General features: G+C 54.6%; 23 protein-coding genes and 1 riboswitch. Of the genes, 16 read left to right on the forward strand and 7 right to left on the reverse strand.

From position 1 onward, the window contains the following. Window positions 1-76 precede the first annotated feature (76 nt). From VV869_RS12695 to VV869_RS12725, 7 genes are read left to right on the forward strand one after another with little or no spacing between them, the layout of a single operon-like run. Window positions 77-304 carry a tautomerase family protein gene (locus VV869_RS12695; protein ID WP_337735273.1) on the forward strand — a complete coding sequence of 76 codons (228 nt, stop codon included), beginning with the start codon at window positions 77-79 and terminating at the stop codon, window positions 302-304. A gap of 32 nt (window positions 305-336) precedes the next feature. Then, on the forward strand, window positions 337-852 hold the full coding sequence (locus VV869_RS12700) for a GNAT family N-acetyltransferase (protein WP_337735274.1): 516 nt from the start codon (window positions 337-339) through the stop codon (window positions 850-852). Between the two features lie 53 nt (window positions 853-905). Then, window positions 906-1,727 carry a phosphotransferase gene (locus VV869_RS12705; RefSeq protein ID WP_337735275.1) on the forward strand — a complete coding sequence of 274 codons (822 nt, stop codon included), beginning with the start codon at window positions 906-908 and terminating at the stop codon, window positions 1,725-1,727. Window positions 1,728-1,766: 39 nt separating this feature from the next. Next, window positions 1,767-2,366: a class I SAM-dependent methyltransferase gene (locus tag VV869_RS12710; protein ID WP_337735276.1), complete on the forward strand. Its 600-nt coding sequence runs from the start codon at window positions 1,767-1,769 to the stop codon at window positions 2,364-2,366. Beyond that, a complete protein-coding gene (locus VV869_RS12715) occupies window positions 2,363-2,878 on the forward strand; it encodes a GrpB family protein (protein ID WP_337735277.1) in 516 nt (171 codons plus the stop codon). The genes VV869_RS12710 and VV869_RS12715 overlap by 4 nt, the downstream gene beginning before the upstream one ends. 39 nt (window positions 2,879-2,917) lie before the next feature. Then, window positions 2,918-3,772 (forward strand): PhzF family phenazine biosynthesis protein, encoded by an 855-nt coding sequence (locus tag VV869_RS12720; protein ID WP_337735278.1) that lies wholly within the window; start codon window positions 2,918-2,920, stop codon window positions 3,770-3,772. A gap of 59 nt (window positions 3,773-3,831) precedes the next feature. Beyond that, entirely contained in the window at window positions 3,832-4,341 is a 510-nt protein-coding gene (locus VV869_RS12725) for a GNAT family N-acetyltransferase (protein WP_337735279.1), read from the forward strand. A gap of 18 nt (window positions 4,342-4,359) precedes the next feature. Here the strand turns inward: VV869_RS12725 and VV869_RS12730 are convergent, their stop codons facing one another. From VV869_RS12730 to VV869_RS12745, 4 genes are all read right to left on the reverse strand, one after another. Then, window positions 4,360-5,724 (reverse strand): TrkH family potassium uptake protein, encoded by a 1,365-nt coding sequence (locus VV869_RS12730; protein ID WP_255391628.1) that lies wholly within the window; start codon window positions 5,722-5,724, stop codon window positions 4,360-4,362. 3 nt (window positions 5,725-5,727) lie between these two features. Further along, window positions 5,728-6,381 (reverse strand): potassium channel family protein, encoded by a 654-nt coding sequence (locus tag VV869_RS12735; RefSeq protein ID WP_337735280.1) that lies wholly within the window; start codon window positions 6,379-6,381, stop codon window positions 5,728-5,730. Between the two features lie 167 nt (window positions 6,382-6,548). Then, window positions 6,549-7,250 carry a response regulator transcription factor gene (locus tag VV869_RS12740; RefSeq protein ID WP_337735281.1) on the reverse strand — a complete coding sequence of 234 codons (702 nt, stop codon included), beginning with the start codon at window positions 7,248-7,250 and terminating at the stop codon, window positions 6,549-6,551. After that, entirely contained in the window at window positions 7,247-8,419 is a 1,173-nt protein-coding gene (locus VV869_RS12745) for a sensor histidine kinase (RefSeq protein WP_337735282.1), read from the reverse strand. Before VV869_RS12745 ends, VV869_RS12740 begins: the two co-directional genes overlap by 4 nt. A 318-nt stretch (window positions 8,420-8,737) precedes the next feature. Here VV869_RS12745 and VV869_RS12750 point away from each other — a divergent pair, with 318 nt between their 5' ends. The 4 genes from VV869_RS12750 to VV869_RS12765 all read left to right on the forward strand — a co-directional run bounded on the left by VV869_RS12750 (window position 8,738) and on the right by VV869_RS12765 (window position 12,681). Next, window positions 8,738-9,526, forward strand: coding sequence for a GNAT family N-acetyltransferase (locus VV869_RS12750; RefSeq protein WP_337735283.1), 789 nt, complete (start codon window positions 8,738-8,740; stop codon window positions 9,524-9,526). A gap of 65 nt (window positions 9,527-9,591) precedes the next feature. Next, window positions 9,592-9,689: riboswitch (TPP riboswitch) on the forward strand. A gap of 209 nt (window positions 9,690-9,898) precedes the next feature. Beyond that, window positions 9,899-10,684 (forward strand): hydroxyethylthiazole kinase, encoded by a 786-nt coding sequence (gene thiM, locus VV869_RS12755; protein ID WP_337735284.1) that lies wholly within the window; start codon window positions 9,899-9,901, stop codon window positions 10,682-10,684. Window positions 10,685-10,695: 11 nt separating this feature from the next. Further along, window positions 10,696-11,331, forward strand: coding sequence for a thiamine phosphate synthase (gene thiE / locus VV869_RS12760; RefSeq protein ID WP_337735285.1), 636 nt, complete (start codon window positions 10,696-10,698; stop codon window positions 11,329-11,331). A gap of 150 nt (window positions 11,332-11,481) precedes the next feature. Next, window positions 11,482-12,681, forward strand: a complete 1,200-nt coding sequence (locus VV869_RS12765; protein WP_337735286.1) for a DEAD/DEAH box helicase — start codon at window positions 11,482-11,484, stop codon at window positions 12,679-12,681. A 149-nt stretch (window positions 12,682-12,830) separates the two neighbouring features. Here the strand turns inward: VV869_RS12765 and VV869_RS12770 are convergent, their stop codons facing one another. Then, entirely contained in the window at window positions 12,831-13,325 is a 495-nt protein-coding gene (locus VV869_RS12770; protein ID WP_443147315.1) for a GlcG/HbpS family heme-binding protein, read from the reverse strand. 174 nt (window positions 13,326-13,499) lie between these two features. On the opposite strand from VV869_RS12770, the gene VV869_RS12775 reads away from it, so the two are divergent. The 5 genes from VV869_RS12775 to VV869_RS12795 all read left to right on the forward strand — a co-directional run bounded on the left by VV869_RS12775 (window position 13,500) and on the right by VV869_RS12795 (window position 19,134). Continuing rightward, window positions 13,500-14,180: a response regulator transcription factor gene (locus tag VV869_RS12775; RefSeq protein ID WP_337735288.1), complete on the forward strand. Its 681-nt coding sequence runs from the start codon at window positions 13,500-13,502 to the stop codon at window positions 14,178-14,180. Beyond that, window positions 14,158-15,597, forward strand: a complete 1,440-nt coding sequence (locus VV869_RS12780) for a sensor histidine kinase (protein WP_337735289.1) — start codon at window positions 14,158-14,160, stop codon at window positions 15,595-15,597. The genes VV869_RS12775 and VV869_RS12780 overlap by 23 nt, the downstream gene beginning before the upstream one ends. A 420-nt stretch (window positions 15,598-16,017) precedes the next feature. Further along, window positions 16,018-16,212, forward strand: a complete 195-nt coding sequence (locus VV869_RS12785; RefSeq protein WP_337735290.1) for a hypothetical protein — start codon at window positions 16,018-16,020, stop codon at window positions 16,210-16,212. Window positions 16,213-16,252: 40 nt separating this feature from the next. After that, window positions 16,253-17,197, forward strand: coding sequence for a M13 family metallopeptidase (locus VV869_RS12790; RefSeq protein ID WP_337735307.1), 945 nt, complete (start codon window positions 16,253-16,255; stop codon window positions 17,195-17,197). 389 nt (window positions 17,198-17,586) lie between these two features. Next, complete coding sequence (locus VV869_RS12795) at window positions 17,587-19,134, forward strand: ABC-F family ATP-binding cassette domain-containing protein (protein ID WP_337735291.1); 1,548 nt, start codon at window positions 17,587-17,589, stop codon at window positions 19,132-19,134. Between the two features lie 74 nt (window positions 19,135-19,208). Here the strand turns inward: VV869_RS12795 and metG are convergent, their stop codons facing one another. Together metG and VV869_RS12805 are read right to left on the reverse strand one after the other, a co-directional pair. Then, a complete protein-coding gene (gene metG / locus VV869_RS12800) occupies window positions 19,209-20,723 on the reverse strand; it encodes a methionine--tRNA ligase (RefSeq protein ID WP_337735292.1) in 1,515 nt (504 codons plus the stop codon). Between the two features lie 278 nt (window positions 20,724-21,001). Then, a complete protein-coding gene (locus VV869_RS12805) occupies window positions 21,002-21,292 on the reverse strand; it encodes a hypothetical protein (RefSeq protein ID WP_337735293.1) in 291 nt (96 codons plus the stop codon). Window positions 21,293-21,460: the final 168 nt, after the last annotated feature.

Genomic DNA, 21,460 nt, shown 5'->3' on the forward strand with positions numbered 1-21,460 from the left:
ATCCCCCCCATTTTTCACACGATGCCCCCTGAAGCAGGGGCGTCATGCGTGATCCATGTCTTCAGGGAGAAAAGTCATGCCATATATCAATGTCCAGATCACCAAGGGAGCCACTCGGGCTCAGAAAGCGCAACTGGTGAAGGAAATGACCGACACGTTGGCCAGAGTGCTGAATAAGCGGCCTGAGCATACCCATATTGTGATCCAGGAAATTGAAGAGGAAAACTGGGGGTATGCCGGTTTACTGACTGATGATTGGAAAGCGCAGCAAGCATCCTCATTTGAAGATCACCTGCTGGATTGATTGAATACGGAAGATATTGCACAAGGACAGTTATGGAACTCATTTCCCCCTTACTGGCCGATGAAGCGGCGTTTTTAACCTTTTATCACGACTTTCTGCACAATGACCCGGGAAATGCGGATTTTTACCGCCCGGCAACGCTTGATTTTGCCGCTTATGTGGAAAGTCTGAATAACGAATCAAAAGGGATCGGATTACCGGAAGGTTATGTGCCTTGTCATCACTACTGGCTCAGGCATGACGACGGCGATATTGTGGGTGTGATCCGCATTCGGCACCATATTGATAATCCTTTTTTATCGCTCGAAGGCGGCCATATCGGCTATGACGTTGCCCCGGCCCATCGAAGACAAGGCTATGGCACGGCGCTGCTGGCGTTGGGGTTGATAAAAGCGAAGGCGATTGGTTTATCTCAAGTGCTGGTCACTGCCGATGAAGATAATCCCGGCTCCCGGAAAATCATCGAAGCCAATGGCGGGGTACTGGAAAATATTGTGATGGGTAAGGTTTTCCCCAATCCGATTGCTCGCTATTGGATCACGATCTAAAGCAGCTCACTGGCCGGGTTGTTAGGAATCGTCGAGTCACGGAAATTCAAGACATGGATGAAGGGGAGAAGCCGATGACAGACCTGGCCCGATTAGGCAAAGCAAGTGTCAGGCAAATCATGTTAGGCGGGAAAACATGCATTGAAAAGCAGCCGGTTTCAGAGACGGAGCTGCTTTTCTACCAGCATTACGCTGACCGGTTGAATGCAAGCGGCATTTTCTCACCGGCGATCATGGCGTTGGACGCAGACGAAAAACGGATCGTGATGGAGTTGATTCCGCACGCTGTCGAGCTGGCCGAACTTCAGACACCCGCCGTGTTTCAGCATTTGGCCGGGATCCATGCGATGGAAGTCAAAGATCCCTCGCTGCCATTTTACCGGGCTTGCTGGACTGAGGAAGCCACGGTATCAGCGCTGGATGCATTGGCGCTGCCGAAGACAACGATTGATTTTTTTCAGGCGGCTCAGGCCCAGTCTGCGGCGATCTTTGCCGGTAACCGACTGATCACCGGAGACAGTAATCCGGGGAACTGGGGGCGCAGAGCCAACGGTGAGCTGGTGCAGTTTGATTGGGAGCGGTTGACGATGGGCTGTCCGAGTATTGATCTGGCGCCGTTGATCAAGGGCATGGGAAATCCGACACAGTATGAAGCGTATGCCGGGCAGTATCTGGCATGCCGCCGTAGGGTGTCAGATGTGCCGACGATTGCGCCGGAAACGTTGGTGAGCCATATCGCGATGGCTAAAGCCTGGATTGTGATAGAAGTGGTCAATATTCTGGTCAGTTCCCGCCACCGGGATTCGGCGATGTATCTCGATTGGTATCGTCAGCAACTCCCATCATGGTGCGATGAGATTGCCTGCCTCCTGTAAATCACCGCACTCTGTTTAAGTTTCAATAGGATAATTAGTATGACATCAAGTACCGCTGAACGCTGGCGGGGATATTATGAGAAAGCTATTCAGCGCTCGCATCATCCCATCACCGAGATGGCCGTTGCGGAGAATCGTTCTGGGCTGAATGTAGCGGTCGATTGCGGCTGCGGCGCAGGCGGCGATATTCAGTTCCTCCGTGAGCAGGGTTATCAGGTACACGGATTTGATATTAATGCGGACTCGATTGAGATTTGTCGGCAGCGATTTGAACAAGATCCGCTGATTGATATTTCTCAGGACAGCTTCGAGGATTTTGACTATCCAACCACCGGTGTGCTGATCGCCAATGCCAGCTTGTATTTCGCCGAGCCGACGCAATTTGCGCGGACCTGGCAGAGCATCACCGATGCGATTGAAATTGGCGGGGTTTTTGCGGGTGGGTTCATGGGCGTGGCGGATGACTGGGCGACGCATTCCGATCATACCATCACGGCATTAAGCCGGTTGCAGGTGGAAGCTTTGTTCGACGGATTCACGATTTTAAAGTTTGAAGAGCGAAATCAGCCGGGGAAAACGGCGCTCGGCAGACACAAGCATTGGCATACGTTTAGTGTGGTCGCAAGGAAAATACGATGAGAAAAATTGAAGTGGTTGCGTACCGTTCTTCCTGGGCGGACGATTTTGAACAGGAAAAGCAGGCCATCGCAGGGTGCCTCTGTGCTGATAACCTGGCCGGGATCCACCATATCGGCAGTACATCTGTTACAGGTCTCGCTGCCAAGCCCCTGATTGATATTCTGTTGGAAGTGAACGATCTGGCAGCGTTGGACCAACAGACGGCCGCGATGGAAGCGTTAGGGTATGTCGCCAAAGGCGAGTTTGGGATCCCGGAACGGCGCTTTTTCTATAAAGGGGAAACAGAGCGTACACACCATGTACACGCGTTTGTGAAAGACTCACCCGGCTCGGTGCGTCATTTGGCATTTCGTGATTATTTGCGCGCGTTTCCTGAAGTTTGCGAGCAATATGCGACGCTGAAGCAAGAAGGTGCTGCGCAATGTCATCACGACAATGCGCAATATTGCGCTCATAAGAACGATTTTGTTCAGTTGCATGAACAAGCGGCGTTGAAATGGAAGTTTGGCTGAAGTCTCCATTTGGATGTGTTCACGGATGAAAAAGGCTGAATGATGAAAGCTTATCTTTTGACGGTGTTTAGCGGGGAACATGCTGCCGGAAATCCGGCGGGTGTCGTTGTGCTTGATGACTGGCTGGACACGGTCACCCTGCAACAACTCGCACGGCACCTGGCCCAACCGGTGACGACGTTTGTTGTCTATGATGAATCTCACGGTGGATCTCAGTACTCCGTTCGCTGGTTCTCCCAGCAGGCTGAAATTAATCTGTGTGGTCATGGCAGTCTGGCTGCGGCAGCTGTGTTGTTGGAATTTGGGGAGCAGGCGCCCGGGGATGCCGGAACAGCGACTGAGGTTGATGCTGATGCTGATGTTGAGCCAGAGGCTGAGGCCAACACGGTGACCCTGACCAGCGAACACGGTACGGTGATCGTGCGCAGAGACGGCCCACGGTATCACATGACGCTGCCGGGCTGGCAGCCGAACCGTTTACCGGATCTGAAGCGGTATCTGAAGCAAATTAGCCTGCCAGTGGTCGACAGCTTCGCCACCCGGGATTTGGTGCTGGTGGCGGAAAGCCCGGACGTGGTGCGTCAGTTCACGCCGGATATGGCGGTGCTGGCGGCGATCGCAGATTATCATGCCGTGATCCTGACGGCGCAGGACGGCAGTGATGGCTATGTGCTGCGATACTTTGCGCCCAAAATCGGGATTGATGAAGATATCGCGACCGGCTCAGCCCAATGTTCGCTGGCACCTTACTGGCTGGAACAACTGGGCCGGGAAACGCTCAAAGTCACTCAACTTTCGGCGCAAGGCGGAGCATTTGTGGTCCGGCAGCAAGGTGAAGGGCATATCTCGTTGCAGGTTGAGGTCCGCTTGGTGTCGGTGGTCCAACTGCCCTGATGGCTGCGCCTTAATCGTCGGCTGTCAGGAAAAGGGATACTCAGGGAGGGAACTTGCCCATGATGAAACAGACACCCCAACTCACGTTCACAGCGGTGGATATGGATCGGGATCTTGAGTTGTGCCTTGAATTTCGCCGGGAGACGCACCGGGTCAGTTACGGCAATCTCGACCATTTTAGCCGGGATGATACGCTGGCCTGGTTTGAGGCATTGGCTGCCAATCCGGATGCCGGTTTTTTGCATGTGCGTGACGCCGGGGAGATCATCGGTCAGCTGGAATATCAGTGCCCTCGCACTGACGCTGAGGGTCAACGCTACGGCTACATCAATCTTATTTACCTGGTTCCGGCGTACCGGCATCGACATCTCGGTGGTCGGCTTCAGGCCTACATGCTGGATCAATTTCAAGCGCAGGGCTGTACCAAAGCCCGCCTGCGGTACTTGCCGCACAATACAGCAGCGGGCGCGTTTTATCGCAGGCAGGGTTGGCAACCGGTTGGCGTCGTTCAGCCCAATGGCCAGTTGATGGAAAAATCCTTGGCGGGTCGGTTTCGGGCAGGGGAATGATTTCCCCTGCGAACAAGCTCAGCCAATCGCCAGTCGGGCTTCCGGATGACGGACCCGCTTGGCATGGGGACTCGCCAGACAGTAAGCTACCGTTAAGGGCCCCAAACGGCCCATGAACATCAGAAAAATGATGATCACTTCCCCGGCGTCAGAGAGCTCACCGGTTAATCCGCGTGAGAGGCCGACTGTCCCGAGGGCAGACACCGCTTCAAAGACCACATCCAGCATCGGCGCATTTTCTGTCAGGAGCAGCAAGAAAATCGCCAACCAGGTCACCCCAATCGAAATTAGCCCCATTGCCAGTGCTTTGCGAATCGTGTCTGTTGCGATACGGCGCTGAAACACATGAATGTCCTGATTTCGTTCCAGAAAACCATAGGTCGCCATGACCAGCACCATGAAGGTCACGACCTTGATCCCGCTGGCGGTACTGAGCGAACCGCCGCCGATAAACATCAGGACCAGGATCAATGCCGTGGTGGCATCTTCCAGTTGATCAATCGCCAGCGTGTTGAACCCGGCCGTGCGTGGGGTCACGGCCTGAAACCAGGCCGCCAGCCATTTGCCGCCTTCTGAGAGGGGGGCCAAGGTATTGGGGTTGTGATACTCAATACAATAAATGGCCAGCAGGGCAACGCCGTTGATGATCACGGTGCCGGAGAGCATCATTTTGCTGTAGGTGGATAACTGGCGCCAGCAGCGCTTTTGCCACAAATCCATCCATACCGTGAATCCCAGTCCCCCGGTAATAAACAGTGCGGTAATGGTCAAATTGACGGTCGGATCGTCGACATAGGGCATCAGGCTGTCGCTGCTCAGGGCAAATCCGGCGTTGTTGAATGCTGAAATGGTATAGAAAAAGCTGTGGAACAGGCTGGTCTGCCATCCCAGCGTTTCGGCCCAGCGGATAAAGAGGATCAGCATCCCCAGACTTTCGACGATCAGCGCAAACAGAAACACCGACTTGGCGGTGGCCATAATGGTTGATGCATCGGTCTGGTTAAACGCCTCCTTGGCAACGGTCCGCTGTAAAAAGCCGATTTTTCCGCCGAGGGCAATCAGGGTGACGATGGCAAACGTCATGATGCCGAGGCCGCCCAGTTGGATCAGCAAGGCGATGATGATTTGTCCCAAAGGGGTGTAGGCCGTGCCGGTATCAACGACGACCAATCCTGTGACAGTCACGGCGGAAGTGACGGTAAACAGACTTTCCAGCCAGGTGATGGGCTGGGTGGTCGACCAGGGGAGCTTCAGGGCCAGGGTGCCGAGGGTGATAAACAGCAGGAAGCTACCGCAGAGGATCAAGGGCGGCGCCGCGAGGATCTTCTTGCCTGCTTTGGGTTTTCTCTCAATCGGAGAGACAGAGGGATGCCAGATGATCATGGGTTATACCAACCTTGGTGCCAGTTGAGTGAGTGCTGCACGCGAGCCGCTGAGCAGCAGGATGTCATCGGGCTGGACGCGAAAATCCAGCGGGAGTTGCGTCAGGGTCTGCTGATCCCGCTTGAGCAGCAGTACATCGATTGAGGTGCTGGTGCGCTCGAGGATCTGGCTCAAGCTGTGATCCTGCCAGGCGGATTTGACGTGGACTTCAACCACATACATGCCATGGCCGAGGGCAAGGTAGTTATGCACCATCGGGTAATGGAGCGCCTGAGCAACCCGCATGCCCATTTCTTCTTCCGGATGGATAATCCGCGACACACCGAGTTTCGAGACGATGGTGTGGTGAGCCTTGGTGCTGGCTTTAACCCAGATTTCCCGGACGCCGATATTCTTGAGGCTCAGGGTACACAGCAGGCTGGACTGCATGTCGGCCCCGATCGCGACCAGTACGGCATCGCTGTTGGACAAGTCCAGTTCGCGCAGGGCATTTTCATCGGTGGCATCGCAAATGACAGTTTGGGTGAGTTCCTCGACATATTTGTCGGCAACCGTGGCACTTCGGTCGACCCCGGTCACGGTATGTCCCAGATGAATGAGTTCCAGACTGGCTGCAATGCCGAAGCGGCCGAGCCCAATGACGGTAAAGTGAGCCATATTATTCCTCTTTTTGTATTAATCTCTGTGTTGAAGGTGCACAAAGCCGACCCGCGTTATTTCGGGCGTGCTTGAGCCGGCATCCCGTTAGAAGCGGGCTGCCTGATGCTGTGGTTTATGCGGGTATGGAGCCGAGTGTCACCATGCGGCTCGGTGGTGCCGCGGGGTTATTCGCGATGGATCAGCTCGGGCAAAAAGCGATAGCCGATCCCCGGTTCGGTTTTGATAAACCGGGGCTGGTCGGCATCATCATTTAATTTTCGCCTGAGCTGGCTGATGAAGATCCGGAGGTAATGGGTATCGTCCTGATGGGTCTCTCCCCAGATATCGCGCAGCAAGTGATCTTGCTTGACCAGCTCCCCGGCATGGCGGGCCAGCGTCGAGAGCAGGGCGAACTCTTTTTTCGACAGGCAAAGCGGCTGGTGGTTGAGCAGCACCTCGTGGCGTTCGATATCCAGGGTCATTTGTTCAAACACCAGCTTGTTCGCCGGCTTTTCGGCAGGGATGAGATCGCGTAGCAACACTTTGATGCGGGCCATCAGCTCGCGGATCCCGAACGGCTTGCTTAAATAGTCGTTGGCGCCGAGCTCGAGCAGGCGGACTTTTTCATCCTCTTCATCCCGGGCAGTCAGCACCAGCACCGGGGTGGACTGGTCACGCCGCAGGCGTTGCAGCAAGTCGCTGCCGTCCCCGTCCGGCAGACCCAAATCCAGAATAATCAGGTCGGGTGCCGCTGTGTTGATTTTCGCCTGCGCCTCAGCCAGATTTGTTGCACTGACGGACTGAAATCCTTCGGCCGAAAGGGCAATGCGGATGAAAGTCTGGATTTGCGGCTCATCATCAATGATGAGGATGGTGTAGGGCGTCATGACAGATCCTCGCGGCGGTGCTCTTTGTGGTATAGCTCTTTGTGGCATATCTCTTTGTGACAGGGCTCTTTGTGACAGAGCTCTTTGTGACAGAGCTCCTCGTAACAAGGAAGCTGGATTCGGATGGTGCAGCCGTGGTCAACCGGCACAATGGCAATGGTGCCCCGGTGGGCGTCGATAATACTTTTAGTGACGGTCAGGCCCATCCCGGATCCGCCGTCTGCCTGATTTCCGGGGCGCTGGGAATAGAACAGGTCAAACACTTGCTGATGCTGATCCGGCGGGATCCCCGGACCCTGATCGCAGATATCCAGGGTTATCTGATCGCCGTCTTGGTAGACCTCAACCCTGACTTTCTCCTGCGCCGGAGAATAAGCAACTGCATTATCAATGACATTGAACAGCGCCTGTTCCAGCAGGGAAGCCTGAACATGCACTCGGGGTAGATCCGGGATGATGTGCAAAACAATCCGATCGCTGCGCTCCCGGCGGCAGGCTGCATGTACGATCGGGGCAATCGACTGTTCCGTCGTTTGCAACGTGACTTGATCCCATTGCAGTTTCGTCGCCTGTAGCAGGTTTTCGATATAGTGATGCAAGCGATGGCTTTCATCCATCGCACTTTGTAGCAACTCTTCCTGTTGCGGCTCTGTCAGCTTGCTGCGATACGCCTGCAAGGTGCTGAGTGTCCCGATGATGGTCGAGAGCGGCGTACGCAGATCATGGGAGACGGACAGCAGAATGTTACTGCGCAGGGTTGCTTGTTTCAGCGCCTGCTGCTGACGGCGGTAGTGCTCGGCCAGCTGGCTGGTGATCAGGGCAACGAGCAGGAACACCCCCAGGTTCATGATGTCACTGGGGTGGAACATCTGGAGGGAAAAGCGTGGCGCAGTAAAGAAAAAGTTGAAACTCAGCGCGCTGCACACGGCGGCGGCGAAGGCTCGGAACCGATCCCCATGTAAAGCCACCCAGACCACACCGAGTTGCAGGATCAGCAAAACTGCCGCGGTGGAGTGAAGCCAGTGATCAAGCAGGGCACTCACCGCCAGCGCGGCGAGGGTGGTGCCGGCCGAAAACAGCCACGGCTTGGTAAAATGCCGTGTACCGGCGCAATTCGCTTGGGTGAAATGCCGCGCCTTGATTGTCTGTTGGGGTGCAGAGGCTTTCATAACTTGGGGTCGTTGACTGAACATGGGGTGACTTTATCAGAGTTCGGGGAATGCTGGCCGTAAAGAAAGCGTAATTTCTTTTGAGTCAGCAGGTTAACCGCGGCAATAGCGATAACCTATCCTCCGAGTTGAGAGCAAATTCAAGTTTCCAGGCTGTACTTCTGTTTGTCTCTCAATATTGCTGTGATGTGAAATCAGTGTCACTTATACTGAGCCCGATTTTGATTGCAGCTGCAATCTCTGTTGTGCTGACGCTTCGCCGGATAGTCCGATACGGTTTAGTGTCATGCATTTCAAATAAGAACAAAAGGAATTGATTTGATTTATCAAAATAACATTCGTCAGTTTTATGAGGTTGAAGTCGCGTACAGCCGCTTTAATAATTTGCGCACCTTCTCGACCGGACTGCCCAGCGAGATGCGGGTGATCGAACAAGCGGGCATGACGGTCTTTGTTGATCCCACTCGTCCGTATGATAACCGGATCCTCGGGCTGAACACGGACAATGAAGTTCACCTGGAGACTGTGCTCGGCGAATATCCCGAACCGATTGCACCCTATCTCGAACTCGAACCCGAAGCGGTGTCGCAGGTGCTGTCGAACCGGCTGGTATCGCTGGGCTATCTGCCGGTGTTGTCTCTGGAATATCTGGCGTTACCTCTGGAGCGTTATGATGCCGCACAGTGCCCGACGGATATTCATGTCGAGCGGTGGGGACCGGAACGCGCGGATGATTTCCTGGCGCTGCTGAAAACTTCCGGCGTCCAGTGCAGCGATGAGATTTGGGCGCTGAAACGCCAGTTTTACTGCACCGAGCAGTTTCGCTGTTTTGTCGCCATGGTCGATGAGCAACCCTGCGCCTGGGCCACATCATTCATCGAGCAGGGGACCGCGCTGCTGGCTAATGCTTATACCCAGGAAACGAGCCGTGGACGGGGATGCCAGACGGCGTTGCTGCATGCCCGTGCCAGAGACGCGCAGTCACTGGGCTGCACTGACTTGCTGACGGATGTGCTGCCGCAAAGTCAGAGCGCGCTGAATTGTAAAAAACTGGGCTTCTCAACCCTGACGGTGCGTTCGATTTGGGAGCGGACTGTCGCGGGATAAGCTATTGAAGTGGCTGAAAGTGCAACACGGCTTGTTGCGCTTTCAGTCAATATTGATATCATCGCGGGAAATAGTCGGGGAGCTGGAAGGCTGAGATCGCATTGCGAGACCCGTTGAACCTGATTCAGTTAACACTGGCGTAGGGAACTATACCGCTTGCGATGGAAGGTATCATGCCTTCGCCTCAATACATGGATCGCCGGGCGCTGTTCTCCCTTTCCAGCCCGATGTATCTGCCTGATGAATCCAGCCTTCGTGTGTCGTCAAATGGCTGTTTCCCGCTGACATCGTTTCTGATCAGGTATTCCCCTAAATGAACCGCTCACCGGTGAGCGTGACAAGGCCGCGTCACAGCGACGTCTGAGGAAGCATATGAATACCGAAACTATCGTCTCCGCACTGAATGCCGTGCGTCAGCAAAAGCCGCTGGTGGTCAATATCACCAATTACGTTGTCATGAACAACACCGCCAATGCGTTACTGGCACTGGGTGCATCCCCGATCATGGCGCATTCGCGTGAAGAAATGGCTGAAATGATGCGTTTTGCCGGGGCGTTGGTGGTGAATATCGGCACCCTGGATAGTGTCTGGACGCCGCGCATGGCTTATGCCGTTGAGCAAGCGAATCGACATGGCAAGCCGGTGGTGCTGGATCCGGTCGGTTGTGGGGCCAGCACTCTGCGTACCCAAGCGTCGCGTCAGATCGCTCAGGCGGCAGCGCAGCTGATCATCCGCGGCAATGCCTCGGAGATTATTGCGTTGGCCGGAGAAGCAGGCCAGAACAAAGGGGTGGATGCTCTGGACAGCAGTGAAGCTGCCGTAGGGGCGGCGCGTCATCTGGCCGAGGTCTATGGTTGCAATGTGGTGATTTCAGGCGCGACCGATGTCGTGGTGACCGCGGATGGCGAGGTTCGGCTGCGCAACGGCCATGCCATGATGCCGTTTGTCACCGGGATGGGCTGTACGCTGTCGGCACTGACCGGCGCTTTTGCGGCAGTGGGCGAAACCACTGGGCTTGCCGCCGCCGCTGTACTGGGGGTTGCCGGAGAAATTGCCGCCGAGCAGTCCGCTGGGCCCGGAAGCCTGCAGCTTAACCTGCTTGATGCGCTGTATCAGCTCGATGAAGCTACGTTGCGCCAGCGCCTGAAGTTGGCATAAGGAAAGTTGTTGTGAACCCATATCGTTTATATCTGGTGACAGACGATCAGCAAGATCTCGCGACCCTGACCTCGGTTGTGGCACAAGCCGTTTCAGGCGGGGTGACCATGGTGCAGGTGCGGGAAAAGCACGGCGATGTTCGTGCGTTTATCGAGCGGGCACAGGCGGTGAAAGACATCCTTCGCGGCACGGGTGTGCCTTTGATCATCAATGATCGCGTCGACGTCGTCCTGGCGGTCGATGCCGATGGTGTCCATCTGGGACAGTCCGATATGCCTGCGGCACTGGCGCGCCGATTAATTGGGGATGACAAGCTGCTCGGCTTGTCGATTGAAAATGAGCAGCAGCTCATTGAAGCCGAATCGTTGCCGTTGGATTATCTGGGCCTGAGTGCAATTTTTACTACCCCGACCAAAACCGATATCAAAAAAGCCTGGGGCATTGACGGACTGGCCATGGCGATTGCCCAAAGCAGTTATCCCATCGTTGCGATTGGCGGGATCAACGCTGCTAATCTTGAGGCGGTGGTGGAAACGGGCGTTGACGGGATTGCGCTGGTCTCAGCCATTTGCCATGCCGACTCACCACGTGATGCGGCTGCTGTTCTGCGGCAACAGCTGGCTGCGCAGGAAACCGTGCGTGAATGACTCCCGGTGATCGACGCTTGTCCCTGAAGTCGGTCATTTCACGCGGAAAAATGCTCAGCGCTTGCCTAGGTTCATGATAGAATCCCGTGCTTACTTGTGTTGCGCCGGTTTCAGGCGCGACCTGATTGTTTGATGAACCTGAGGCGATCCATGCCATTCTCTAAACTTGGACTGAGCAAACCACTGACGCAAGCGGTGGCAGCGCTCGGTTATACCCAACCGACCACGATCCAGGCCAAAGCGATCCCGGTGATCCTGGAAGGCAAGAACCTGATTGCCGCTGCGCAAACCGGCACCGGTAAAACGGCCAGCTTCGTGTTGCCGATCCTGGAAAAGCTGAGCCAGGGACAGACGAAAAAGAAAAAGCGGATCCGGGCACTGATCCTGGTCCCGACCCGCGAGTTGGCCATTCAGGTTGAAGAGAAGATCACCCAGTATGGTCAGCACCTGGGGCTGACGTCGCTGGCGATGTATGGCGGGGTCGACGAGCAGCAGCAGAAACAGCGTCTGATTGAAGGCGTGGACGTGTTGGTGGCAACGCCGGGTCGTCTGCTGGATTTGTATGGCCAGCGGGCTGTGTATTTCGAAGAAGTCGAAATGCTGGTGCTGGATGAAGCCGACCGCATGCTGGATATGGGCTTTATCGATGATCTGAACAAGATCCTGGATCGCCTGCCGGAAGACATTCAGCAGTTGCTGTTCTCCGCGACGCTGTCGCGCAAAGTGCGTGATTTGGCGAAATCTGCGGTGATCGATCCGCATGAAATCACCATCGCCGCCAATCAGGCGTCGAAAGCCAATATTGAACAGTGGTTGATCACGGTTGATAAAGATAAAAAGTCGGCTTTGCTGAGTCACTTGATTCTCGAAAACCAGTGGGATCAGGCGCTGATTTTTATCGAAACCAAACACGGCGCGGCAAAGCTGGTGTCCCAGCTGGAAAAACGCGGTATTGCAGCGGAAGCGTTCCACAGCGGGCGCAGCCAGGCCGCACGGGCTCAGTTGCTGGAAGATTTTAAAGCCGGTAGCCTGAAATATCTGGTGGCAACCGGGGTTGCGGCGCGCGGGATCGACATCGAAGAGCTGTCGCGTGTGGTGAACTATGATCTGCCGTTCCCGGCGGATGAATATGTCCACCGGATTGGCCGGACCGGCCGGGCAAATGCCTCGGGTGAGGCGATCTCGTTTGTCTCGAAAGACAACTTCAAAAACCTGTGCATGATCGAAAGCCGCCTGGGCCATCTGATTGATCGCCGGGAAGTGGAAGGATTTGCACCGAAAAAACCGGTGCCGATCTCGATTCTGAACTATGTCCCGAAAAGCAAGCGTCAGCCGCAGGACAAAGGCTGATGTAGCTCTTACTTCATGTAGCCTTTACTTCATGTAATCCGGACTTCAACGAAAACAGGCGCTCAATCGAGCGCCTGTTTTTTATCGGGTTTGGCACAATCCATCGGCGCGGGTGGTTGATGCCTAATCATGTTGTTAGGGCGGTATGATTACAGCACCTTGTTGATCGCGGCTTCAGCACACTGCACATCCAGGTGGCCACCCGGCGCGCCGCCGACACCAATGGCACCGATCACCGTATTGTTGACGGTCAGCGGCAGGCCGCCAGCCAGGAGCAACAGGTTGTCATCCATATCTTTCAGCGGTTGCAACATCGGCTTATCCGCGATGGTTTTCATCAGGTTGGCCGTCGGTTGTTTCATGCTTGCGGCGGTGAAGGCTTTTTTGCGCGAGCTGTCGAGGGTGTGTTTACCCGCATTGTCTGCGCGAAGCTGTGCAATGACGTTGCCGGTGACATCCACAACGGTGGCGGTGACTGTGTAGCCTTTGGCTGCACACTGCGCAACAGCCTCCTGGCTCAGCGCAAATGCCGTGGCTGATGAGATTTGGGCAATCGAAATCGTGGCTGCCTGATTCTCAGCACTGGCCTGGAAAGACGTTGCAGCCAGACCTGCGAAGATGGTGCTCAGTAGCGTTGTTTTCAAAGATGTCATGTGATCCTCCATGAATGGGTGATGTTTGGGTATGTGCTGTCAGGTTAGCGACATCGGGATTGCCGGAGGCTTTCAGGAACATTACAAGGTTGTAATGTTCCTGAAATTCGCCCAGAAAAGCTGGTACAGTGAGCGGGTAATTCCCCACACAGGTTGATAGATTCAGTGAACGTATTACTGATCGAAGATGATCTGCACATCACCCGGTTTCTGACCCAGGGCTTTATGCAGGAAGGTTACACTGTGACTCAGGCAGGCGATGGCGTTGACGGGCTGCATTATGCGACCACCGCCCACTATGACGTGATTGTGCTGGATTTGATGTTGCCGAAGAAAGGCGGGCTGCAAGTGCTTGCCGAGCTGCGCGGCATGGGGCATACCACCCCGGTGATTATTCTCAGCGCCAAACATTCCGTTGAAGAGCGGGTGCTGGGGCTTCGCTCCGGCGCGGATGACTACCTGGTCAAGCCGTTTGCCTTTTCCGAGTTGCTGGCCCGTTGCCAGATCCTAACCCGCAGAAGCCAGTCTCAGGCCGCACCTGCGCATCAGCTCAGTTATCACGATCTCACCCTGGATTTACTCAAACATACCTTGCACCGCGGCGGACAGCCGATCCCACTCAATCAGCGGGAGTTTATGTTGATGCAGTTGTTGTTGCAGCACCCGGAAAAAGTGCTGTCGAAAACGGCAATCCTGGAGCAGGTTTGGGGCTATCAGTTCGATCCGCAAACCAATGTGGTTGATGTACTGGTCTGCCGCCTGCGCGGTAAAGTGGATAAGCACTTTGACTTACCCTTGATTCACACCATCCGAGGCGTCGGCTATGTCCTCAAAGCAGAAGGTTGAAGTTGCCCTGGCTCTGACTCAGCGCCAGCTGTTTCGCAAGTTTATGGCCATTTTGCTGTTGGCGTTGCTGGTGATTGAAGCCGTGGTCGGCGGCATTTTCTTCTACGATCTGTATCGGGTCGAGACCAAAATCATGACCTCCTTATCGGTGGAATATCAGCGGATCCTCAAGTTTGAATCCGATGACAAGCTGGACCATGTGATCCGAGCCAATCCGCAACGACTGGTGGACAATCATATCGCGGCGTTTGTTGTACCAAACCCCGCTGCTGGAGCGACGCCCGGTGAGAGAGCTCAAGTCCGGTTTCTGGCCGGGGAGCGGCAAATTCCCGCGGATCTCGATTTTTCAGCCTATCAGGTCGGCGATCATTCCTGGATCAGCGCGTTTCTCGCCAATCCCTACATGACGCTCAAGATGCAGGGGAAGGATCACGCCTTTTGGTTGGTGCTCGATAACCAGGCCCGTTATCCGGTGGCAATGAAACAGTGGCTGATGACCTTCCTGGCCTTGGTTCTACTGGCGTGTTTCACTTCGGTGTTTATCTGGCGATTGATCCATAATACCTTGCAGCCGCTCGTGGTGTTGGGCCATCACCTGGATGATTTGAGTCGGGGCACGCTGGATGCTTTTTCCCGGCATGCCGGTGAAGCGGAAGTACCACAGGGACTGGCCGCGATTAACCACAGCGTGCGCGATGCCGTCTCGCGGCTGCATGGCGTCGTGACGACCATGGATCGGACCCTGGATGCGATTGCCCATGATATCCGAACGCCGCTGTCGCGAATTCAGTTGTCGACGGAAAATGCTTTGCTGAGCGCGCTGCAAGGTGAAGAAAAATCGGCTTTGCAGGCCAATGCGCTGGCGGATTGCTCCGAATATGCGGCGCAGGCGAGTAACCTGCTGACTGCGCTGATGAAGCTCAACGATGAGCAAACCGGTAAACGTACGGTGCAGCGAACTCCGGTGAACGTGAATGACATCTTGCGGCGTGTGTCGAGTTGGTACGAGGACATTGCCGAACTCAAAGGGATTGAGCTCCAATGTGATCCGGCCCCAAGTCTGATGATGGACTCAGACGCGGATAAACTGACACAAATTCTGGTCAATCTGGTCGATAACGCGCTGAAGTTTACTGAAGCCGACGGGCGGGTGACGCTGACATCGGCAACGCTGGCACAGGGCGGGGTCGCCCTGCAAGTGGCCGATACCGGGATTGGGATTGCCCCGGAGCATCAGGCGCTGGTCTTTAAACGCTTGTACCGTGTCGATGAAAGTCGCAGCAATACGGAAGGTTACGGGTTGGGGCTGTCTCTGGCAGCGGCAATGGTGCGAAATCTTGGCGGGACAATGACGCTGACCTCTGAGCCGGGGCAGGGCAGTACCTTTACTGTGATGTTTCCAAACGCGGTTGAATAACTGGCGGCGGGGAGCCTGCATAAGATGCGATGCAATGGGCTGGCGGGAGCTGGATCTGCCTCCGGTATGCATGGGGTTGCTTTAGTTGAAACGGAGCCTGGCTTATAGAATTTGAACATGATCGCGTGTGGTCAACGTCAATCAGCCAGCCACTCACTCAGACATCCAGCTCCCTGATACCTGCTGATAATGTCGTCCATGAGACTGGTTTTGCAGGAGCATCCCCATGCAAACGACAGTGTGGCATCAGTTGGTCCGTTCAATCCTTATTCTTCTCTGGCTCGTCACCGCCGGTGCGCAGGCCAAGCCAGAGCCTCAGCAAGATTATTATCATTTCGCCAATGCAGCATGGTTGGAAAATACGCCGATCCCGGAGGATATGCCGGGCGTGGATAATTTTGTGCAGCTGACCCTCAGGTCTTGGCGCTGGAGCAGCCGTCGTATCTGGAAGCGCTCAATGCGCTCTTTCCCTCAACTAAGGTTGCGGTGTGGCAAGACTATCTGCGGATGCGTTTGCTGGCTGAAAGAGGGCCGTTGTTGACCCAGGCTTTCCAGGATGAGCTGAATCGTTATCAACGGGCGCTGGGCGGTTCACAGAAAGAGATGCCGCAGTGAGTGGCTCAGAGCGGTGCTGTTCCTGGGAGAGAACGTGGATATGCTGGCCGGCCGGGTTATCGAGCAGCAGTTCAGCCGTGAAGCGCTGGCCCAGGTGAATCACATTGTTCAGACCATCAAGGAAGAATACAGCATGGCGATTGAAGGCTCGACGCTGTTCAGTGACGCAACCAAAGCGGAGGCGCTCGCCAAGCTGAAAAACATGCGTTTCTATGTCGGGTATCCTGGGGCGTGGAAGGACTGCAGTACCTTGAAAGTGGCCCCGGATGATCTCGTTGGGAATGCCCGGGCCATCGCCCGCTTTGATCACGAATTTATGGTGGCGAAGCTGAGCCAGCCGGTCGACCTGGATGAATGGCTTCAGTCGCCGACCGTGGTCAACGCTTATTACCAACCGTCGGCGAATAAATTTGTTCTGCTGGGTGCGATCCTGCAGCCGCCGTTTTTCGATGCGGCTTGGGATGATGCAGCGCAATTTGGCGGGATTGGATTCATTATCGGTCATGAAATTGGCCATGGCTTTGATGATCAGGGGAGTCAGTTCGATGCCGAAGGAAACCTCAGGAACTGGTGGGCAGCAGCAGATCGCAAGAAGTCCAATGCGGTGGCGGCGCGGGCCGTGGCTCAGGCCAATGCGTATGAAATTTTGCCGGGACATTTTCTCAACGGCGAGCTGGAGCTGGGCGAGATCCTGGGGGACCTGAATGGCCTGCATATCGCCTACCGGGCGTATCGGCGCATCATGAGCACGGATCAGGATCCGCAGCAAGCCGATCGTACTTTCTTCGAGCAGGCGGCTAAAGTCTGGCGCAGCAATCTTCGCCAGCCCATTTTGCTGAAATTTCTCGAAACAGATGGTCACCCGCCCGGGGAATATCGGGTGAACGGGATCTTTCCGCATCTGGATGCGTTTCATACCTTGTATCAAACCCAGCCCGGAGATGGGATGTACCTTGCGCCGAAGGACAGGCTCAAAATTTGGTAGCGGAAAATTGGATAGAGGAGCCGGGACAAAAATAAACAACAGGTTGCATTGACAGGCGACAACGATTTGGGTAGATTCGCACCAACTTTTTTTAAACACTCTCTACCATGTTGTACATCTTATTTAAGAACTTCCTGAGAAGGCTTTGCTCCGCGCACAAACACGATGAAGTGTTGCTCGGAGCTTAAATAACCTGAATCTTCATCAGTTGCGGTGATGTGCGAAAGCGCAGGTCAGCTTGCATCTGATGTGTACGGGTAGAGAAGGCGGCCGGTGATGCTTCATCACCGGCCTTTTTGTATCTGAAATTTATCAGAAACGAGATAACAGTGAACGTTATCCAGGGGTCGGTGCATTGCTACCGGCCCCTTTTTTTATGGTTTAAAAACATGAGTTTATTAGTGATTCAAAACCTGACTTATCAGGTTGCCGACAAAGTATTATATCAAGACGCCAATTTCGCCCTGCACGCTGGCGAGCACATCGGGGTGACTGGCCACAACGGCGTTGGAAAAAGTACCCTGCTAAAACTCCTGCAAGGGGAGTATTTACCGGATCAGGGGGAAATCCACTGGCAGCCGAATCGTGTGATGGGGTATCTGGATCAGCACGGGACGGTCAACCGGACGTTGTCGATTCAGGATTACCTCGCTTCTGCATTTGCCGAGTTATTCGAGGCGGAACAAACCCTGATGGCCTTGTACGGACAGATGGCAACCGATACGTCGACGGCGCTGCTCAACCGGGCCGCGGCACTGCAGTCGTTGCTGGAAAAAGAGCAGTTCTACAGTCTGGATCACCGGATTACCCAGATAGCAGCCGGGTTGGGGATTGACCGTTTCGGACTCGAGACCCGGATGGGCGCGCTCAGCGGCGGCCAGCGCCACAAGGTGATGTTGGCTAAATTGTTGTTGCAACAACCGGATGTGCTGCTGCTTGATGAGCCGACCAACTATCTTGATGCCGATCATGTCGAATGGCTGGGCGGGTTCCTGGAGCAGTATCCGGGCGCATTTATGGTGGTGTCGCACGATACCGTATTTCTTGATCGCATTGCCAATGGCATCTGTGACATTGACCATCAGCAGATCAAAAAATACAAAGGTCACTACGCCAAGGCGATGGCACAAAAAGCGCAGGAGCAACATCATCTGGTCAAACAATTTGAAGCGCAGCAACGCCAGATTGAAAAACTTGAGGCCTATATTTCCAAAAATGGTGCCGGTGTTAATGCGACGATTGCCAATGGCCGGAAGAAGCAGTTGGCCAAGATTGAACGATTGGCGAAGCCGGAAGAGAAGCAAACACCGGACTTTCACTTTGCCGCTGCACCGCTGAACGCACAGCGGGTTATTGCCACACGCGGGTTGAAGATTGGCTATCAGCGGCCGTTGTTGCCGCCGGTGAACCTGGATATCCAGCGTGGCGAGAAAATCGCGATTGTCGGCTTTAACGGATTGGGGAAATCGACCTTGCTGAAAACGCTGATCGGTGAGGTGGATGCGCTTTCAGGCCAGGTGGAAACCGCCAAGGGGATCAAGTGGGGTTATTTTGCCCAGGACTTATATTGGCCGTACCCGGACAGCACCCCGGTTCAGGTGGTGCGGGCGGCCAATGCTGCCCTGAATGATAAAGTGGCCCGTCAGCAGCTGGCCCGGTTTGGTGTATCAGGCCGCAAAGCGCAGCAAAGTCTGGCAACGCTGAGTGGCGGTGAGCAAACCAAGGTGAAGCTGTGCTGCCTGGCGGTGGAGAACACCAATGTCCTGATCCTGGATGAGCCGACGACGCACCTGGATGTGGATGTGAAATCCGCGCTCAAGGATGCTTTGATGCGATATGACGGTACGGTGGTGCTGGTGTCGCACGAGGCAGAATTTGTGCGGGGCTGGCCGGATAAGGTGTTTGATATTTCGCAGTTGAGTCCGGTTTCAGCATAATTAACGGCTGATCATCGGCACGGGCGCCCCGGTGATCACCGGGGCGCCCGTTTTGGTTTGTTCGTGCTGACGGTTTAGCGGTTCAGCTGAATTCTCGCAAAATGACTGTTGCTCTCCTGAATCTGGATCGCATGCAGCGCCAGGTTCGGATTCAGGCGCCATTGTGCTTCGTCAATGCCGAACTCGGCGAGGACACGTTGGCTCAGATCCGGCACGATTGGCAAATAACTCAGGGCGACCTGCTGCAGAACATTGGCGATCACAAAGCAGGTATTGATCGTATGTCGGCGGTCTTGTCCCTTGCTGATCAGCCACGGCGTCCGGTGGTGGAAAAAGGCGTTGAGCTGGTCCAGCAACTGTTTGAGCACCAAAGTGACCTGGTAAATATCATAGTCCTGATAGTGTCGGATCACTTGCTCCAGCTGTGCCCGACTGGTGCTCAGCAACTGCTCACATTCATCATCAAGGTATTTGCCGAGGCTGTCTTCAAGCTGACCGTTAAAGTATTTCACGACCAGGGTGTTGTTGCGTTTCACCAGATTGGCGAAGTTGTTGGCTAGGTCGGCATTAATTACTTCTGCCAGCTCGTCAATCGCGACATTGCCATCGCGGTAGAGCGGCTTTTGCCGAACCAGGGCATAACGCAGGCCGTCGGCGGTAAGCTGATGACTGAAGGTACTTGGATTGACGGTGGTTTCCGGATTGGATTTGGATATTTTGTGACCTTCAATCGTCCACCATCCGTGTACGACTAGTTTCTTCGGCAGCGGCAGATCAAGCGCCAGCAGAAATGCCGGCCAGTAGAGGGCATGGAACTTCAGAATATCTTTGCCCAGGATGTGCGCCGTTTGCGCGATTGCGGTGCTGGCATGACCGGTTTGCTGGATGGCGGTAATGTAGCTAAACAGCGCGTCAATCCACACATACACCGTATGCTCGCTGTGGTTCGGCACCTGTACGCCCCAGCTGTTATTGATCCGCGACACCGACAGATCTTCCAACGGCCCTTCCCGGAGCAGGGTGATGATCGATTCCTGGAAATGACTCGGGGTGATCAGATCCGGGTGAGACAGATAGTAATCCAGTAACTGGTGGCGATAGTTTTCCAAGCGGAACAGGTAGGTTTCTTCCGCTACGGTGACAACCGGTTTTTTGTGGACCGGACAGTGCTCGTCCTCAAGTTCGCGCGGCGAATAATATTGCTCGCAGGCGACGCAGTACTGACCGGAATAGGAACCCAGATAGATGTCACCGCGTTCAAACAGTTGCTGCCAGACGTTGCTAACATGGGCTTTGTGCGCTGGTTGGGTGGTCCGGATGAAAACATCCGGTTGAATGGTCAGCTCAGGCCATAAAGCGGAGAAAGTCTCAGCTTTGGCATCAACAAAGGTCGCGATATCTGTCGCGGCTTCCTGGGCTGTGGACGCAATTTTCTGACCGTGTTCATCGGTGCCGGTGATCAGCACATTCTCCTCGCCGGTGAGTTGGCTGAAGCGGTGGCAGATGTCGGCAACAATACCGCTGTAGGCATGGCCCAGATGCGGTTCACCATTGGCATAAAAAATCGGCGTGGTTACAAAAGAAGTCATCAGTGCGTCTCCATACGTTGAATGAAATCGCTGGAATGGATGCGGTCACTGAGGTGTTTGAGTCGGGTTCATTGGCGCACCATTCCAGTTTGTAATTGTTGGAATGGTGTTGCTTGGCATTTTCTTTAGAACAAGCAGACCATCCCACGCAGCATTCGCTGAGAAGGCATGTACATCATTGACATTGGGAATAGTGATATCTTGTTCATACGCCACACATTATCAGAGACAGTTTCGTTCGACAAGTCCGTTTTTGATCAATGTGTTAGTGGTATGCGTTAGTGCTTGCCGGATTGGTTTTGTTCATTTTCCAACGCTTTATCGGTGATCTCTTTATACAAATTGATCAGGCTGGCAGCCAGGTTTTGCCATTCCGGATGACGCTCCATCAGCGGCATGGCGCGATGGGCATCTTCCAGGACTTCTTTCAGAAACTGAATATCGAGATCATTCAGGGTTTCGCCGTTATCGACGCGTTCTTTCATTGATAGTGCGCGGGGCAGGCGTTGCGATTCCATCCGTTCAGCCACTGCTTGCAAAATACCGGCATCTTTTTCTTCTTTGTCCATCAGAGTCCCACAGGTTCGAGTGTATCGATGAGGATAGTGTAGTCGGTTCTCCCGGGGAAAGCGTTTATCGGTTGCTGAATTTGCTAGCCGGATCGAATGGGTTGTAATAGATCCTTCGGGTTTGTGACGATGCGGCAGCCGTCTTTCGAGGTATATCCATAAACGGTG

Origin of the sequence: Photobacterium sp. MCCC 1A19761 (assembly GCF_037389125.1) — a bacterium.
Lineage (GTDB): Bacteria > Pseudomonadota > Gammaproteobacteria > Enterobacterales > Vibrionaceae > Photobacterium.

What these genes read in the sequence shown, in the direction of transcription:
- VV869_RS12695 (WP_337735273.1), top strand. Translation starts at nt 77, where the DNA reads ATGCCATATATCAATGTCCAGATCACCAAGGGAGCCACTCGGGCTCAG.
- VV869_RS12700 (WP_337735274.1), top strand. Translation starts at nt 337, where the DNA reads ATGGAACTCATTTCCCCCTTACTGGCCGATGAAGCGGCGTTTTTAACC.
- VV869_RS12705 (WP_337735275.1), top strand. Translation starts at nt 906, where the DNA reads ATGGATGAAGGGGAGAAGCCGATGACAGACCTGGCCCGATTAGGCAAA.
- VV869_RS12710 (WP_337735276.1), top strand. Translation starts at nt 1,767, where the DNA reads ATGACATCAAGTACCGCTGAACGCTGGCGGGGATATTATGAGAAAGCT.
- VV869_RS12715 (WP_337735277.1), top strand. Translation starts at nt 2,363, where the DNA reads ATGAGAAAAATTGAAGTGGTTGCGTACCGTTCTTCCTGGGCGGACGAT.
- VV869_RS12720 (WP_337735278.1), top strand. Translation starts at nt 2,918, where the DNA reads ATGATGAAAGCTTATCTTTTGACGGTGTTTAGCGGGGAACATGCTGCC.
- VV869_RS12725 (WP_337735279.1), top strand. Translation starts at nt 3,832, where the DNA reads ATGATGAAACAGACACCCCAACTCACGTTCACAGCGGTGGATATGGAT.
- VV869_RS12730 (WP_255391628.1), bottom strand. Translation starts at nt 5,724, where the DNA reads ATGATCATCTGGCATCCCTCTGTCTCTCCGATTGAGAGAAAACCCAAA.
- VV869_RS12735 (WP_337735280.1), bottom strand. Translation starts at nt 6,381, where the DNA reads ATGGCTCACTTTACCGTCATTGGGCTCGGCCGCTTCGGCATTGCAGCC.
- VV869_RS12740 (WP_337735281.1), bottom strand. Translation starts at nt 7,250, where the DNA reads ATGACGCCCTACACCATCCTCATCATTGATGATGAGCCGCAAATCCAG.
- VV869_RS12745 (WP_337735282.1), bottom strand. Translation starts at nt 8,419, where the DNA reads ATGAAAGCCTCTGCACCCCAACAGACAATCAAGGCGCGGCATTTCACC.
- thiM (WP_337735284.1), top strand. Translation starts at nt 9,899, where the DNA reads ATGAATACCGAAACTATCGTCTCCGCACTGAATGCCGTGCGTCAGCAA.
- VV869_RS12765 (WP_337735286.1), top strand. Translation starts at nt 11,482, where the DNA reads ATGCCATTCTCTAAACTTGGACTGAGCAAACCACTGACGCAAGCGGTG.
- VV869_RS12780 (WP_337735289.1), top strand. Translation starts at nt 14,158, where the DNA reads ATGTCCTCAAAGCAGAAGGTTGAAGTTGCCCTGGCTCTGACTCAGCGC.
- VV869_RS12790 (WP_337735307.1), top strand. Translation starts at nt 16,253, where the DNA reads ATGCTGGCCGGCCGGGTTATCGAGCAGCAGTTCAGCCGTGAAGCGCTG.
- VV869_RS12795 (WP_337735291.1), top strand. Translation starts at nt 17,587, where the DNA reads ATGAGTTTATTAGTGATTCAAAACCTGACTTATCAGGTTGCCGACAAA.
- metG (WP_337735292.1), bottom strand. Translation starts at nt 20,723, where the DNA reads ATGACTTCTTTTGTAACCACGCCGATTTTTTATGCCAATGGTGAACCG.
- VV869_RS12805 (WP_337735293.1), bottom strand. Translation starts at nt 21,292, where the DNA reads ATGGACAAAGAAGAAAAAGATGCCGGTATTTTGCAAGCAGTGGCTGAA.